The organism is Stutzerimonas stutzeri (assembly GCF_024448935.1).
Lineage (GTDB): Bacteria > Pseudomonadota > Gammaproteobacteria > Pseudomonadales > Pseudomonadaceae > Stutzerimonas > Stutzerimonas stutzeri_AO.
The window spans coordinates 97,016-112,129 of record NZ_JAMOIE010000001.1 but is presented as its reverse complement, the minus strand read 5'-3'; the positions used below and the strand labels follow the sequence as shown (position 1 = coordinate 112,129).

At 60.6% G+C, this 15,114-nt stretch carries 13 protein-coding genes; 11 read left to right on the top strand and 2 right to left on the bottom strand.

Going from position 1 to position 15,114, the window contains the following annotated elements; translation table 11 throughout:
- The first annotated feature begins 62 nt into the window (after nucleotides 1-62).
- From NA637_RS00485 to NA637_RS00435, 11 genes are all read left to right on the top strand, one after another.
- Nucleotides 63-2,816, top strand: a complete 2,754-nt coding sequence (locus tag NA637_RS00485; RefSeq protein ID WP_256070417.1) for an LPS-assembly protein LptD — start codon at nucleotides 63-65, stop codon at nucleotides 2,814-2,816.
- Complete coding sequence (locus NA637_RS00480) at nucleotides 2,797-4,104, top strand: peptidylprolyl isomerase (RefSeq protein WP_256070415.1); 1,308 nt, start codon at nucleotides 2,797-2,799, stop codon at nucleotides 4,102-4,104. The genes NA637_RS00485 and NA637_RS00480 overlap by 20 nt, the downstream gene beginning before the upstream one ends.
- Before the next feature lie 140 nt (nucleotides 4,105-4,244).
- Complete coding sequence (pdxA, locus tag NA637_RS00475; protein WP_256070413.1) at nucleotides 4,245-5,237, top strand: 4-hydroxythreonine-4-phosphate dehydrogenase PdxA; 993 nt, start codon at nucleotides 4,245-4,247, stop codon at nucleotides 5,235-5,237.
- A 114-nt stretch (nucleotides 5,238-5,351) separates the two neighbouring features.
- A complete protein-coding gene (rsmA, locus tag NA637_RS00470; protein WP_256070412.1) occupies nucleotides 5,352-6,146 on the top strand; it encodes a 16S rRNA (adenine(1518)-N(6)/adenine(1519)-N(6))-dimethyltransferase RsmA in 795 nt (264 codons plus the stop codon).
- A 26-nt stretch (nucleotides 6,147-6,172) separates the two neighbouring features.
- Nucleotides 6,173-6,556 (top strand): Co2+/Mg2+ efflux protein ApaG, encoded by a 384-nt coding sequence (gene apaG / locus NA637_RS00465; RefSeq protein WP_256070410.1) that lies wholly within the window; start codon nucleotides 6,173-6,175, stop codon nucleotides 6,554-6,556.
- Entirely contained in the window at nucleotides 6,553-7,374 is an 822-nt protein-coding gene (locus NA637_RS00460; RefSeq protein WP_256070409.1) for a symmetrical bis(5'-nucleosyl)-tetraphosphatase, read from the top strand. The genes apaG and NA637_RS00460 overlap by 4 nt, the downstream gene beginning before the upstream one ends.
- Entirely contained in the window at nucleotides 7,371-7,700 is a 330-nt protein-coding gene (gene glpE / locus NA637_RS00455; RefSeq protein ID WP_256070407.1) for a thiosulfate sulfurtransferase GlpE, read from the top strand. The genes NA637_RS00460 and glpE overlap by 4 nt, the downstream gene beginning before the upstream one ends.
- A 268-nt stretch (nucleotides 7,701-7,968) precedes the next feature.
- The gene (locus tag NA637_RS00450; protein WP_256070405.1) at nucleotides 7,969-9,891 is read left to right on the top strand and encodes a PrkA family serine protein kinase; all 1,923 of its coding nucleotides are present in this window, start codon (nucleotides 7,969-7,971) and stop codon (nucleotides 9,889-9,891) included.
- Nucleotides 9,892-9,987: 96 nt separating this feature from the next.
- Nucleotides 9,988-11,259, top strand: a complete 1,272-nt coding sequence (locus NA637_RS00445) for a YeaH/YhbH family protein (RefSeq protein WP_256070404.1) — start codon at nucleotides 9,988-9,990, stop codon at nucleotides 11,257-11,259.
- 10 nt (nucleotides 11,260-11,269) lie between these two features.
- The gene (locus NA637_RS00440) at nucleotides 11,270-12,823 is read left to right on the top strand and encodes a SpoVR family protein (protein WP_256070402.1); all 1,554 of its coding nucleotides are present in this window, start codon (nucleotides 11,270-11,272) and stop codon (nucleotides 12,821-12,823) included.
- A 93-nt stretch (nucleotides 12,824-12,916) separates the two neighbouring features.
- The gene (locus NA637_RS00435; RefSeq protein ID WP_256070401.1) at nucleotides 12,917-14,128 is read left to right on the top strand and encodes a multifunctional CCA addition/repair protein; all 1,212 of its coding nucleotides are present in this window, start codon (nucleotides 12,917-12,919) and stop codon (nucleotides 14,126-14,128) included.
- Between the two features lie 53 nt (nucleotides 14,129-14,181).
- Here the strand turns inward: NA637_RS00435 and folK are convergent, their stop codons facing one another.
- Entirely contained in the window at nucleotides 14,182-14,718 is a 537-nt protein-coding gene (gene folK, locus NA637_RS00430) for a 2-amino-4-hydroxy-6-hydroxymethyldihydropteridine diphosphokinase (RefSeq protein ID WP_256070399.1), read from the bottom strand.
- Entirely contained in the window at nucleotides 14,709-15,062 is a 354-nt protein-coding gene (gene folB / locus NA637_RS00425; protein WP_256070398.1) for a dihydroneopterin aldolase, read from the bottom strand. The genes folK and folB overlap by 10 nt, the downstream gene beginning before the upstream one ends.
- Between the last annotated feature and the right edge of the window lie 52 nt (nucleotides 15,063-15,114).

Below are 15,114 nucleotides of genomic sequence, written 5' to 3'. Positions count from 1 at the left end.
ATCGAGAGGCGTGCGGCCCAGCCAGGCCGATGGCTCGCCGCAAGCACGGACCAAAAAACAAGATGGCAGTCAAAAATCCCGCTCTTCGTAACACATTCCCTCTATTGGTAACCGGCGGTTTGCTCGCACTGCAACCTGTAGCGACGCCCATGGTTATCGCAGCCGAACAGTTTGCCTGCCAACCAGGCGCCGACGGGGGTTGGAATTGCGCAGCGGATGCCGCCAGCCCGGCCCTGCCACCGCGTCCGACTCATCGTGGCACGTCTACTGGCGAGACCACTAGCGCCAAGCCCAGCGCCAGCAAGGCCGAGCGCCAGGCGGCCACTACCAAACTGGTCACCGAAAGCAAGGGCCGCGCACTGGCCTCGCGCAGTGCCGATTACAGCCATCTGGACTGGGTGCCGCGCGATCGGCTGACCAATGCACAGCTGGCCGAGACAGGTCCGTACTGTGCCGGTAGCTATGTTGAACCAAACCGCCCCGGTCAGTTCGACGACACGCCGATGAGCGAGGCACCGACCTACGTATCGGCCAAAGCGACCCGTTACGAGCAACAGCAGGAAATCGCCACACTGGCCGGCGACGTGGTACTTCGCCGGGGCAGCATCCAGGCCGAAGCAGACGAGGCGAGCCTGTACCAGCTGGAGAACCGCGGCGAGCTGAAAGGCAATGTCCGGCTGCGCGACGGCGGCGCACTGATGGTCGGTGACCGCGCTGAACTGCTCCTCGACACAGGTGAAGCGCAGATCGAAAACGCCGAATATGTGGTTCATGAAGGTAAGGTCCGCGGCAGTGCGCTGTATGCCAAGCGTGCCGAGGACGCGATCATCCGCCTCAAGGACGGGACCTATACCCGTTGCGAGCCGGGCGATAACGACTGGTACCTGCAAGGCAACAACGTCACCCTCAACCCGGCCACCGGCTTTGGCTCGGCAACCAACGTCACGCTTCGGGTCGAGGGCGTGCCGGTGTTTTACACGCCCTATATCTCCTTCCCGATCGATGATCGTCGCCAGTCCGGCTTCCTCACGCCCAGCATCAGCAGCTCCAGCGATACCGGGCTGTCATTGGTCACCCCGTATTATTTCAACCTGGCGCCGAATTTCGACGCCACGCTCTACCCGAACTACATGACCGATCGCGGCCTGCTGATGGAAGGTGAGTTCCGTTACCTGACCCGCCGCAGCGAAGGCCAGTTCGGCGCCGCCTACCTGGATGACAGCAGCGACGACCGCAAGCTGCAGTCCGAGTATGAGGATCAGCGCTGGATGTACAGCTGGCAACACCGTACCGGCCTGGACACACGATGGCTGGCGGAAGTCGACTACACCGACATCAGCGATCCCTATTATTTCCAGGACCTGGACACCCAGCTGGACATCGATCAGCCGGATCATCTGGACCAGCGGGGCACCCTGACTTACCGCGCACCGTCCTACACGGCCCAGTTGAACGTACAGGCTTACGAGCGCGCAACCGTTGCCGATATCACACCCTACGAGCGCCTGCCGCAGCTGACATTGAACGGCGCATTACCGTTTCAGCCGGGTGGATTGCGGTTCGCTTACGACACCGAGTTCGTCAGCTTCCAGCGCAGCCTGCGCAGCGGCAACTTTATCAACGAAGATGGCAATCCTGAACGTTGGTATGACGATCGCTTGAGTGGCCTGACGCGCGCGGAAGGCGAGCGTCTCCACCTTGAGCCGGGCGTCAGCCTGCCGCTCGATTGGAGCTGGGGCTTCGTCCGGCCGTCGATTAAATACGCGTACACCAAGTACGACCTGACGCTGGACAATACCGGCCGCCGCCAGGTGAGCGACTTCAGCGACTCGCCTGACCGCAGCGTACCGATCTTGAGCGTCGACAGCGGCCTGTACTTCGACCGCGATACCCAGTGGTTCGGCAAGAGCTACCGTCAGACCCTCGAACCGCGGATGTTCTACCTGTACGTACCGGAAGAAGACCAGGATGACATTCCGGTGTTCGATACCGGTGAAAACACCTTCGGCTACTCCTCGCTGTGGCGTGACAACCGCTTCTCCGGCAGGGACCGTATAGGCGATGCCAACCAGCTCTCGCTGGGCGTGACCAGTCGCTGGATCGATCCGAGCGGGCTGGAGCGTCAGCGCTTGAGCGTTGGTCAGATCATCTACTTCCGCGACCGCGAAGTGCAGTTGCCGGGCCTCGAAAATCGCCCAGGCACAACCTCCGGCGTATCGCCATATGCCCTTGAGTACCTGTATCACTACAACCGCGACTGGCGCTTCACCTCGACGTTCAATTGGGACCCGGATCAGGGCCAAACGCAGTCAGGCAGCGCCATGTTCCACTATCAGCCAGCTGACAATCCGCGGAAGATCGTCAACTTCGGCTATCGCTATCGCAACGACACCGTGCGGTTCGACCAGGCCACCGGGCAGTGGACCTATGGCGGCGACTACGGCACGCCGGGTTCGCCTGAGTACATCGAGGATTACTACAAGATCAACCAGCACGACATCTCCACCATCTGGCCAATCCTGCCGCAGTGGAGCGTGATCGCACGCTGGCAGCACGACTACAGTCGCAATCGGACACTGGAGGCCTTTGGTGGCTTCGAGTACGACAGTTGCTGCTGGAAGCTGCGCCTGATCAATCGCTACTGGATCGACTACGACGAAACCAGTCTCAACCCATCGCAGAACGACGAGCCGGACAACGGCATCTTTCTGCAAATCGTCCTCAAGGGACTCGGCGGCGTCTTCGGCAGCTCGACCGAGACATTCCTCGACGAAGGCATACAAGGTTACCGTGAACGTGAAGATCAAGCTTTCTGATTGCCTGCGCCCCCTGCTGGCGGGCGCCCTATTGCTGGGCAGCGCGACTGCTGCCCTGTCCGCGGCGGCCGAGGTTCGACAGCTCGACCGTATCGTCGCGATCGTGGACAATGACGTGATCATGCAAAGCCAGCTGGACCAACGGGCCCGCGAAGTACAGCAGACCATCGAGAAACGCGGCGCGGAAATGCCGCCCGCGGACGTCATGCAACAACAGGTGCTGGAACGGCTGATCAGCGAAAATCTGCAGTTGCAGATCGGCGAACGTTCGGGCATCCGTATTTCCGATGAAGAGCTGAACCAGGCGATGAGCACCATCGCCCAGCGCAACAACATGACCCTGGACCAGTTCCGCGCGGCCCTTGAGCGCGACGGCCTGAGCCTCGACACCGCTCGTGAGCAGATTCGCCGCGAAATGGTCATCAGCCGGGTGCGCCAGCGCCGGATTGCAGAGCGTATTCAGGTATCGAACCAAGAGGTGGAAAACTTCCTGGCTTCAGACCTCGGCAAGTTGCAGCTATCCGAAGAATACCGGCTGGCCAATATCCTGATCCCGGTGCCGGAGTCGGCTGATTCGGCGACGATCCAGGCCGCTGAAAAAGCCGCGATGGACATCTATCAGCAACTTCAGCAAGGCGCCGACTTCGCAAAAATGGCCGTCTCACGCTCGGCCAGTGAAAACGCACTGGAAGGCGGCGATATGGGCTGGCGCAAGGCCGCCCAGCTGCCACCGCCATTCGATACCGAAGTCAGCAGCATGGCGGTCGGCGACATCACCCCACCGGTGCGTACCCCGCCGGGCTTCATCCTGCTAAAAGTGCTCGACAAGCGGGGCGGCGATACTCAGGTACGTGACGAGGTCCATGTTCGCCACATTCTGATCAAGCCGAGTCAAATCCGCAGCGAAGAAGAAAGTCGACGCCTGATCCAGCGACTGCATGACCGCATTCAGGCCGGCGAGCGCTTTGCCGATCTGGCGAAGAATTTTTCCGAGGACCCTGGCTCGGCACTGAACGGCGGTGATCTCAACTGGATCGACCCCGGCTCGCTGGTTCCGGAGTTCCGTGAAGTCATGGCCAATACGGCCAGTGGACAGCTGTCCGAACCCTTCAAAACGCCGTATGGCTGGCACATCCTGGAAGTGCTCGGGCGCCGCGCCACGGATGCCAGCGAAGAGTTCCGCGAGCAACAGGCCCTGTCTTTGCTACGCAACCGTAAGTACGAGGAAGAGCTGCAAAACTGGCTACGCCAGATTCGCGACGAAGCCTACGTCGAAATCAGGATCTGAGCTGCAAGCTGCAAGCTGCAAGCTGCAAGCTTGTTCAGCGTGGTGGCTGGCGCCGAAAGGCTGTCGAGCTTTTGCATCGTTCGTCGCCCTTGCTTGTCACTTGCAGCTTGAGGGTTGCCGCTTTTTTGCATGAGGTTGCCATGATTGCTTCCCGCCCATTCGCCGTCACCCCCGGCGAGCCCGCCGGTATCGGTCCCGACCTCTGTTTGCTGCTCGCACGCGATAGCCACCCTCACGCATTGGTCGCCATCGCCAGTGCCGAGCTGCTACGCACCCGTGCAGTTGAGCTTGGACTGGACATCAGCCTGATCGACGTTGCCCCGGGCAGCTGGCCGAACCAGCCGGCGCCCGCCAACAGCCTGTATATCTGGGACACGCCACTCGCTGCGCCCGCCATAAGCGGCCAGCTCAACCCGGCGAACGCCGACTATGTCCTGGCGACGCTGACACGTGCGGGTAACGGATGCCTTGATGGCAGTTTCGCCGGGATGATCACCGCGCCGGTACACAAGGGGGTCATCAACGAGGCGGGCATTCCATTCTCTGGACACACCGAGTTCCTCGCAGAGCTGACCGGGACCGAACAGGTCGTCATGATGCTCGCCACCGGCGGTCTGCGGGTCGCACTGGTGACCACGCATCTCCCTCTCAAGGACGTCGCCACCGCCATCACCGCCGAGCGGCTGCAGCGTGTGACGCGCATACTGCACAACGACCTGGTAACACGATTCGGCATTGCCCATCCCCGGATTCTGATCTGCGGGCTCAACCCCCATGCTGGCGAGGGCGGACATCTGGGCCGTGAAGAAATCGAAATCATCGAGCCAGCGCTGGAGACCCTGCGACGCGACGGGCTCGACCTGATCGGCCCGCTACCGGCGGACACAGTGTTCACGCCCAAACACCTGGAACACTGCGACGCGGTACTGGCGATGTACCACGATCAGGGCCTGCCGGTGCTCAAGTACAAGGGCTTTGGCGCAGCCGTCAACGTCACGCTGGGACTGCCGATCGTCCGCACCTCGGTCGACCACGGCACCGCCCTGGACCTTGCAGGCACTGGCCGAATCGACACCGGCAGCCTGCAAGTCGCGCTGGAAACGGCGTATCAGATGGCTGGCAGCTCGAACTAGTGCCGCAAGCCGAGAGGATGCCGACTCCAGGCGCACCTGTTAAGCTTCGCGTCTTTGCATTTTCGCTTTACGCTCTTGCTTGATGCTTGCGGCTTGAAGCTGGGAGCTGCCTTCATGTCCGACTACCAACACCGTGCGCGCAAGCGTTTCGGCCAGAATTTCCTTCACGACGCGGGCGTGATCCATCGCATCCTGCGCTCCATCCACGCCAAGCCGGGCGAGCGGATCGTCGAGATCGGTCCGGGCCAGGGCGCACTGACCGAGGGCCTGCTCGACAGCGGCGCGCACCTAGACGTGGTCGAGCTGGACCTGGACCTGATTCCGATCCTGCAACAGAAATTCGTCGACCGCGAAAACTTCGCCCTGAACCAGGGCGACGCGCTGAAATTCGACTTCGCCCAGTTAAGCTCGGAGCCAAACAGCCTGCGCATCGTTGGCAACCTGCCGTACAACATCTCCACGCCGCTGATCTTTCACCTGCTCGATTACGCCAGCCTGATCCGCGACATGCACTTTATGTTGCAGAAGGAAGTGGTCGAGCGCCTCGCCGCGGCGCCAGGTGGTGGCGACTGGGGGCGGCTGTCGATCATGGTGCAGTACCACTGCCGCGTCGAACATCTGTTCAACGTGGGACCTGGCGCGTTCAACCCGGCGCCAAAAGTCGACTCGGCCATCGTGCGCCTGGTCCCGCACGAGGTGTTGCCGCATCCTGCGCGCGATCACCGGCAGTTGGAGACCGTGGTTCGCCAGGCCTTCAGTCAGCGCCGCAAGACGCTGCGCAACACCCTCAAGGGGCTGCTGGACGCAGATGCCATCGCCGCCGCCGACGTCGATGGAAGCCTGCGCCCGGAACAGCTGGACCTCGCCGCGTTCGTAAGACTATCGGATCAATTATTTGCCCGCGGCTGAAAGCGACCTGCGCGAAGGAGCACACCATGCCTGAAGACCTCCGCTACCGGATCGACGTCAATGTCCGCCCGGCCTACCTCACCGACCAGTCACAGCCAGAACAAAACCGTTTTGCCTTTGCCTACACCGTAACCATCGAAAACAAGGGCCAGCTCACTGCGCAGTTGCTGTCACGCCACTGGATCATCACCGACGGGGACGGTCAGGTTCAGGAAGTGCGCGGCGAAGGCGTGGTGGGTGAACAGCCGGTACTAGCCCCCGGCCATCGCCATGTCTACACCAGCGCCACGCTGATGGCCTCACGCGTCGGCACGATGCAGGGCAGTTATCAAATGCTCGCCGAGGACGGGCACCGCTTCGATGCCATGATCGAGCCGTTTCGGCTGGCCGTACCTGGAGCCCTGCATTGACTACCTATGCTGTCGGCGACCTGCAAGGCTGCCTCGAACCCTTGCTCTGTCTTCTCAAGCAAGTCGACTTCAGCCCGTCACGCGACTGCCTGTGGCTGGTGGGCGACCTGGTCAACCGCGGCCCACAATCGCTCGAAGCATTGCGCTTCGCGCGCGACCTGGGCAGTTCGGGTGTCACCGTTCTGGGTAATCATGACCTGCACCTGCTGGCCGTCACCCACAAGGTCGAGCGGCTGAAGAAGTCCGACACGCTCCAGCCAATTCTCGATGCACCCGACCGAGCCGACCTGATCTTCTGGCTGCGTCAGCAGAAATTGATCCACCACGATGCCGAACGCCAGGCCACCATGGTCCATGCCGGCATTCCCCCGCAATGGACACTGAGCAAATCCCTGCGCCGTGCGGCCGAGGTCGAGCAGGCGCTTCGCGATGACGCCATGCTGCAACCCTTCCTCGACGGCATGTACGGTAACCAGCCGGCCAAGTGGAGCAAGGGGCTGCACGGCATCCCGAGGTTGCGGCTGATCACCAACTATTTCACCCGCATGCGCTTCTGCAAAGCTGACGGCACCCTAGACCTCGAAGCCAAAGAAGGCCTCGACTCAGCACCCGCCGGGTTCGCGCCCTGGTTCAGCCATCCCACTCGCAAAACCCGCGGCAAAAAGATCATTTTCGGCCACTGGGCCGCGCTGGAAGGCAACTGCGACGAGCCGAACGTATACGCGCTGGACACCGGCTGCGTATGGGGCAATTCCATGACACTGATGAATGTGGACAGCAACGAACTGTACAGTTGCGACTGTGAGGCCAAGCCATGACCGAGTTCAAACGTATTTCACCCGAGCAGGCGCAGTCGCTGCGCCGAGAAGGCGGCGTGATCGTCGACATCCGCGACCCGAACAGCTTCGCCAATGGCCACGTCACCGGCTCGACACATCTGGACAATCAATCCTTGCCAGACTTCATTGCAACCGCGGATCTCGACCAACCGCTGATAGTCGTCTGTTACCACGGCAACTCCAGCCAGAGCGCAGCCGCCTATCTGGTAGGCCAGGGTTTTTCAGAGGTCTACAGCCTTGACGGCGGCTTCGAGCTTTGGCGACAGGCGTTCCCGCAAGAGACTGAACAAGGCGATCGCGCCTAAAAACTCACTCCACCCCAGGCCGCAGCTAATGCGGCTTTGAGCCTCGCTTCCGACGAAACGCAGCGGCAATAACACTTCTCTATACTTGAACTTGCCGAATCCGAACTATCCTTCAGTTCAGGCCATCCAAACAGGTAGAAGCCGTGCAGCGGCTACCGGGCCTCAGTTTCGACCATTAGGTGTTCGGGGGGACTCCAAGGCCGACCAGTCGGCCGCACCTGAATGCCTGATGACAACACCGGCTCCGAGCATCGTCCGAGGTGAAGTCATGAGCATTTTCAGCCATTTCCAGCAACGATTCGAAGCAACCCGCCAGGAAGAATATTCGCTTCAGGAATATCTCGACCTGTGCAAGGAAGACCGGGGTACTTATGCAACTGCCGCCGAGCGCCTGTTGATGGCAATTGGCGAGCCCGAACTGATCGACACGTCCGCCGACTCGAGGCTTTCGCGGATTTTTTCCAACAAAGTCATCCGCCGGTACCCCGCCTTTGAAGACTTCCACGGGATGGAAGATTGTATCGATCAGATCGTGTCCTATTTCCGCCACGCCGCGCAGGGCCTGGAGGAAAAGAAACAGATCCTCTATTTGCTGGGCCCGGTGGGCGGCGGCAAGTCATCGCTCGCCGAGAAGCTCAAGCAACTGATGGAGCGAGTACCCTTCTATGCGATCAAGGGCTCGCCAGTGTTCGAGTCGCCCCTGGGGCTGTTCAACCCGGCTGAAGATGCGCAGATCCTCGAAGAGGATTACGGCATCCCCCGTCGCTACCTCAGCTCGATCATGTCGCCCTGGGCCACCAAGCGCCTGCAGGAGTTCGGCGGTGATATCAGCCAGTTCCGCGTGGTCAAGCTCTATCCCTCGATCCTCAATCAGATCGCGGTGGCCAAGACCGAGCCGGGCGATGAGAACAACCAGGACATCTCGGCGCTGGTGGGCAAGGTCGATATCCGCAAGCTTGAAGAATTTCCGCAGAACGACGCCGACGCCTACAGCTACTCAGGCGCGCTGTGCCGCGCCAACCAGGGCATGATGGAGTTCGTCGAGATGTTCAAGGCACCGATCAAGGTGCTGCACCCGCTGCTGACCGCCACTCAGGAAGGCAACTACAACAGCACCGAGGGCCTTGGCGCGATTCCGTATAACGGCATTTTGCTGGCTCATTCCAACGAGTCGGAATGGCACACCTTCCGCAACAACAAGAACAACGAAGCCTTCATCGACCGCATCTACATCGTCAAGGTGCCGTACTGCCTGCGTGTGACCGATGAAATCAAGATCTACGACAAATTGTTGGTCAATAGCTCGTTGTCGAAAGCTCATTGCGCGCCTGACACGCTGAAGATGCTGGCGCAGTTCTCGGTGCTGAGCCGCCTGAAGGAGCCGGAAAACTCCAACATCTATTCAAAGATGCGGGTCTATGATGGCGAGAACCTCAAGGACACTGACCCCAAGGCCAAGTCGATCCAGGAGTACCGCGATACGGCCGGCGTCGACGAAGGCATGAACGGGCTCTCCACCCGCTTCGCCTTCAAGATCCTGTCGAAGGTGTTCAACTTCGATCCGCACGAGATCGCCGCCAATCCGGTGCATCTGTTGTACGTACTGGAACAGCAGATCGAGCAGGAGCAATTCCCAGCCGAGGTACGCGAGCGGTATCTGCGCTTCATCAAGGAGTACCTGGCGCCGCGCTACGTCGAGTTCATCGGCAAGGAAATCCAGACCGCTTACCTCGAGTCCTACAGCGAGTATGGCCAGAACATCTTCGACCGCTACGTGCTCTATGCGGACTTCTGGATTCAGGACCAGGAATACCGGGATCCGGAAACCGGTGAGATTCTCAACCGCATGGCGCTCAACGAAGAGCTGGAAAAAATCGAGAAACCAGCCGGCATCAGCAACCCCAAGGACTTCCGCAACGAGATCGTCAACTTCGTGCTGCGTGCCCGCGCCAGCAACAACGGCAAGAACCCGTCCTGGCTCAGCTACGAGAAGCTGCGGGTGGTGATCGAGAAGAAGATGTTCTCCAACACCGAGGACCTGCTTCCGGTCATCAGCTTCAACGCCAAGGCCAGCAAGGAAGATCAGAAGAAGCACAACGACTTCGTCGTGCGCATGGTCGAGCGCGGCTACACCGAGAAGCAGGTTCGCCTGCTCTCGGAATGGTATCTGCGGGTCCGTAAATCGCAGTAACCCCAAAAGCCGCTCAAGGCTATTGGCCGTAGGCTGGACGGGAAAGCGGCTCGCTCGTCCAGCCTTCAGCCTCCAGCCTCAGCCCGGAGGGCTCGTATGAGTTACGTGATCGATCGCCGTCTGAACGGCAAAAACAAGAGCACCGTCAATCGCCAGCGCTTCTTGCAGCGATACCGGGGACACATCAAGAAAGCCGTGGAGGAGGCCGTTGGACGCCGCTCCATTACCGATATGGAGCACGGCGAACAGATCAGTATTCCCGGCCGGGACACCGATGAGCCGATCCTGCATCACGGTCGCGGCGGCCGGCAGACCATCGTGCATCCCGGCAACAAGGAGTTCGTTGCCGGTGAGCGCATTCCTCGCCCACAAGGCGGTGGCGGCGGCCAAGGGGCTGGCCAGGCCAGCAACAGCGGCGAAGGCATGGACGATTTCGTGTTCCAGATCACCCAGGAAGAATTCCTCGATTTCATGTTCGAGGATCTGGAATTGCCCAACCTGGTCAAACGCCACCTGAGCGGCACTGACACCTTCAAGACGGTCCGCGCCGGAATCAGCAACGAGGGCAATCCGTCTCGTATCAATATCGTTCGCACGTTGCGCTCGGCCCATGCGCGGCGCATCGCCCTGTCGGGCAGCAGCCGCGCCAAACTGCGCGAGGTCAAGGCTGAACTGGCACGCCTGAAGCTGGAGGAACCCGCCAACTTCACCGACATCCAGGCCGCCGAAGAGGAAATCGAACGGCTCAGCGCGCGCATTCACCGGGTGCCTTTTCTCGATACCTTCGACCTCAAGTACAACCTGCTGGTCAAGCACCCCAATCCCAGCTCCAAGGCCGTGATGTTCTGCCTGATGGACGTGTCCGGGTCGATGACTCAGGCCACCAAGGACATCGCCAAGCGCTTCTTCATCCTGCTGTACCTGTTCCTCAAGCGGAACTACGACAAGATCGAGGTGGTGTTCATCCGCCATCACACCAGCGCCAAGGAAGTCGACGAAGAAGAGTTCTTCTACTCGCGCGAAACGGGCGGCACCATCGTCTCCAGTGCCCTGAAAATGATGCAGGAGATCATGGCCGAGCGGTATCCGGCCAACGAGTGGAACATCTATGCGGCACAGGCCTCGGACGGCGACAACTGGAACGACGACTCTCCGGTTTGCCGGGACATTCTGATCAACCAGATCATGCCGTTCGTCCAGTATTTTTCCTACGTCGAAATCACCCCTCGCGAACACCAGGCACTGTGGTACGAATACAACCAGGTGGCCGAGGCCTTCGGCGACTCGTTCGCCCAGCAGCAGCTGGTGACTGCGGGAGACATTTATCCGGTGTTCCGCGAGCTCTTCCAGCGGCGCATGGCTAGCTGAGGTACGCAGCATGAAACGACAGCCCATTTCCACCGGCTCGGAATGGACCTTCGACCTGATCCGCGCCTACGACCGCGAGATCGGCCGCATCGCCGAGCGCTATGCGCTGGACACCTACCCCAACCAGATCGAGGTCATCACCGCCGAGCAGATGATGGATGCCTATGCCTCGGTAGGCATGCCGCTGGGCTACCACCACTGGTCCTACGGCAAGCATTTTCTCAGCACGGAGAAATCCTATACGCGCGGACAGATGGGCCTGGCCTACGAGATCGTGATCAATTCCGACCCCTGCATTGCTTACCTGATGGAAGAGAACACCATCACCATGCAGGCGCTGGTGATCGCCCACGCGAGCTATGGGCACAACAGCTTTTTCAAAGGCAACTACCTGTTCCGCACCTGGACCGACGCCAGCTCCATCATCGATTACCTGGTGTTTGCCAAGCAGTACATCATGCAGTGCGAGGAGCGCCACGGCATCGACGCGGTGGAGGACCTGCTCGATTCCTGCCACGCCCTGATGAACTACGGCGTCGACCGCTACAAGCGTCCCTACCCGATTTCCGCCGAGGAGGAACGGCGGCGGCAGAAAGACCGCGAAGAGCATCTGCAGAAGCAGATCAATGATCTGTGGCGGACCATTCCCAATTTCGGCGAAAAGGAAGACGCGCGTCAGCGCGACCAGCGCTTCCCCGCTGAACCACAGGAGAACATCCTTTACTTCATCGAGAAGCATGCGCCGCTGCTGGAGCCCTGGCAGCGTGAAGTGGTGAGAATCGTGCGCAAGATCGCACAGTATTTCTATCCGCAACGCCAGACGCAGGTCATGAACGAAGGCTGGGCGACCTTCTGGCACTACACGCTGCTCAACGACCTCTACGACGAAGGCCTGGTAACCGATGGCTTCATGATGGAGTTTCTCCAGTCACACACCAGCGTCATTTACCAGCCCGGCTTCGACAGCCCGTACTACAGCGGCATCAATCCCTACACCCTGGGCTTTGCGATGTACCAGGACATCCGCCGGATTTGCGAGCACCCCACCGAGGAAGACAAACACTGGTTCCCCGATATCGCCGGCAGCGACTGGCTCACCACGGTCAAGTTCGCGATGAACAACTTCAAGGACGAGAGTTTCATCCTGCAGTTCCTTTCACCCAAGGTCATCCGCGACCTCAAGCTGTTCAGCATCCTCGACGACGACCGCAAGGATGAACTGCTGGTCCCTGCCATCCATGATGAAAACGGCTATCACGCCATCCGCGAACTGCTTGCAGCCCAATACAACCTCGGTAACCGCGAACCCAATGTGCAGGTCTGGAGCGTCGATCGCCGCGGTGATCGCTCGCTGACCCTGCGCCACCAGCAGCACGACCGCAAACCCTTGGGCGGCTCCACCGATGAGGTCCTCAAGCACCTGCATCGGCTCTGGGGGTTCGACGTGCACCTGCAATCGATGCAGGATGACAAGCTGATCGCCACGCACCACATGCCACCGAGAGTCGAGGCGGATGTCGAGGCCAAGTACCCCGCTATGCACCTGGCGCTGCCGCCCATCTGACGGGTACACATCACTTCAGATCGAATCCCCGAGAGCAGTCGCAGCTTGCTGCATCGGGGCATTGGTTTATCCTCCGCCGCAATGGAGGACTGCATGCGAATCTATAAAGTCGGCGGAGCGGTACGTGACCGGTTGCTGGGGCGCCCTGTGACCGAGGTGGACTGGGTGGTCGTCGGCGCCAGTGCCGAAGAGATGCAGGCCAAGGGTTTTCGCCCGGTGGGCGCAGATTTCCCGGTGTTCCTCCATCCGGTCACGGGTGAGGAATACGCACTGGCCCGCACCGAGCGCAAGAGCGGTCGCGGTTACGGCGGGTTCACCTTCTATGCCAGCCCCGAAGTGACCCTCGAAGAAGACCTGATCCGCCGCGACCTGACCATCAACGCCATGGCCGAGGATGAGCAGGGCCAGCTGATCGATCCCTACGGCGGCCAGGCCGACCTCGCCGCCCGCCAGCTCAGGCACGTATCCCCCGCCTTCGCCGAAGATCCTTTAAGGGTGTTGCGCGTGGCGCGCTTTGCCGCGCGTTATGCCGAACTCGGCTTTAGCGTGGCGCCCGAAACCCAGGCGCTGATGCGTCAGCTCGCCGAATCAGGTGAGCTGCTGGCGTTGACACCGGAACGCAGCTGGAAGGAAATCGCCCGCGCGCTGATGGAGCCTCGCCCTGACGTGTTCATACAGGTCTTACGCGACTGCGGCGCCTTGAAGGAGCTGTTTCCGGAAATCGACCGGCTGTTCGACGAGACGTTACAGCTCAAGGATGGTACCCGGCCCGGCAAGCACACGCTGGAGGTGCTACACAGATGCGCCGCTCATGCTCAGCCCCTAACAGTGCGCTGGGCCTGTCTGCTGATGCCGCTGGGGCAGACAGCTGACCTCGATGCGCCGCGTACGGAAACGACCAGAACATCGCCAATCGACATCGTCAGCGCGCGTTACAAGGTGCCGCGGGACTGCCAGGAACTGGCCAGACTGGTCGGCGAATTCCACTCGCTCGGCCATCAGGCCATGTCACTGCCGGCGCAGACGTTGTTCGAGTTGCTGCAGCATTTCGACATCTACCGCCGCCCGGAACGCTTCGAGCAGTTCGTCGTCTGCTGCGCTATGGACGCGCAGAGCGGTCACCAGGGGCACGCCTATCCGCAGGCCGAATACCTGCGCGGAGCCGTCGAGCATGTCCGCGCGGTACAGGTGAAACCGCTCATTGAACAGGGTTACAAGGGCGCGGAGCTGGGCGAAGCACTCAAACGCGAACGACTGGAGGCTGTCCGCCAGTACCAACGCCTCCATCAAGGCAACGCCAGCTGATCAGCGCTTGCCGTGCTGCAGCGCGAGGAACCCGCGCTCGTCACAAGGCGAAGTCAGCGCGGGTGCGCGGCAGACACCAACGACGCTGGCGTCAACTCCTCGCCCTTCCACTGGAAACGCACGGGCCAAAGCTGCTGCTCGATGGCCGATTCCCGCCACAATTCAGCGAAGCAGCGCCCGGCCTCGGGATGCATCATGTCCGGTGCCAGCAAGGCCAGTGGCCAGAGCACGAAAGCGTTTTTCAGCGTCTCCGGCCGCGGCAGTTGCAAGCCATGAAAATTGCCCTGCAGATCGCCATACAACAACACATCGATATCCAGTGGCAGACCTTTGCGGTCCGGCGCGTAGCGACCGTTGTCCGCTTCGATGAACTTGAGCCGTCGGTCCAGCTCCATCAAGGGCAACTCGGTGCTACCGGAGACCACAAGGTTGTAGAAATGGTCACCCGTGTAGCCCACTGCAAGGCTTTCAAACACGGGTGAACAGCGCATGTCCCCGAGCAGCTTTTCCAGCGCATCGAGACCGGCAATCAGATTCCGTTCACGGCGATTATTGCTGCCGAGCCCCAGCAGTACGCGAGTCAGTGGCATCCGCGTTCGATCTCCACACCCAACGCCTTGGCGCGCGGGTTGACGCCCGGCTTGGTCACCCGTAGCCGCAACCAGGGAATGCCGAACTCACTCATCAGGGCAGCAGCCAGGCGTTCAGCAAAGGTTTCCACCAGCTCGAAGCGTGACGCTTGAGCGAAACGATCGATGGCGACAATCACTTCGGCATAGTCCAACGCTTTATCCAGTTCGTCGTTCTGGGCGGCGGGACGGATGTCCCAGCCGAGGGTCAGATCCAGCCGCAAGCATTGTCGAATGCCGCGTTCCCAATCATAGGCGCCGATCAGCGTAGCCACTTCCAGCCCTTCGATGAACACTGTATCCACGCAACGTTCTCCCTCGGCACGACAATTTCATGACTGCCCGTTAGACTCAGGA

Bases quoted from the DNA above. Each gene is read 5' to 3' on its own strand.
- rsmA (WP_256070412.1), top strand. From the start codon at position 5,352: ATGTCCGACTACCAACACCGTGCGCGCAAGCGTTTCGGCCAGAATTTC.
- NA637_RS00440 (WP_256070402.1), top strand. From the start codon at position 11,270: ATGAAACGACAGCCCATTTCCACCGGCTCGGAATGGACCTTCGACCTG.
- folK (WP_256070399.1), bottom strand. From the start codon at position 14,718: ATGCCACTGACTCGCGTACTGCTGGGGCTCGGCAGCAATAATCGCCGT.
- NA637_RS00485 (WP_256070417.1), top strand. From the start codon at position 63: ATGGCAGTCAAAAATCCCGCTCTTCGTAACACATTCCCTCTATTGGTA.
- NA637_RS00450 (WP_256070405.1), top strand. From the start codon at position 7,969: ATGAGCATTTTCAGCCATTTCCAGCAACGATTCGAAGCAACCCGCCAG.
- apaG (WP_256070410.1), top strand. From the start codon at position 6,173: ATGCCTGAAGACCTCCGCTACCGGATCGACGTCAATGTCCGCCCGGCC.
- NA637_RS00435 (WP_256070401.1), top strand. From the start codon at position 12,917: ATGCGAATCTATAAAGTCGGCGGAGCGGTACGTGACCGGTTGCTGGGG.
- NA637_RS00445 (WP_256070404.1), top strand. From the start codon at position 9,988: ATGAGTTACGTGATCGATCGCCGTCTGAACGGCAAAAACAAGAGCACC.
- glpE (WP_256070407.1), top strand. From the start codon at position 7,371: ATGACCGAGTTCAAACGTATTTCACCCGAGCAGGCGCAGTCGCTGCGC.
- pdxA (WP_256070413.1), top strand. From the start codon at position 4,245: ATGATTGCTTCCCGCCCATTCGCCGTCACCCCCGGCGAGCCCGCCGGT.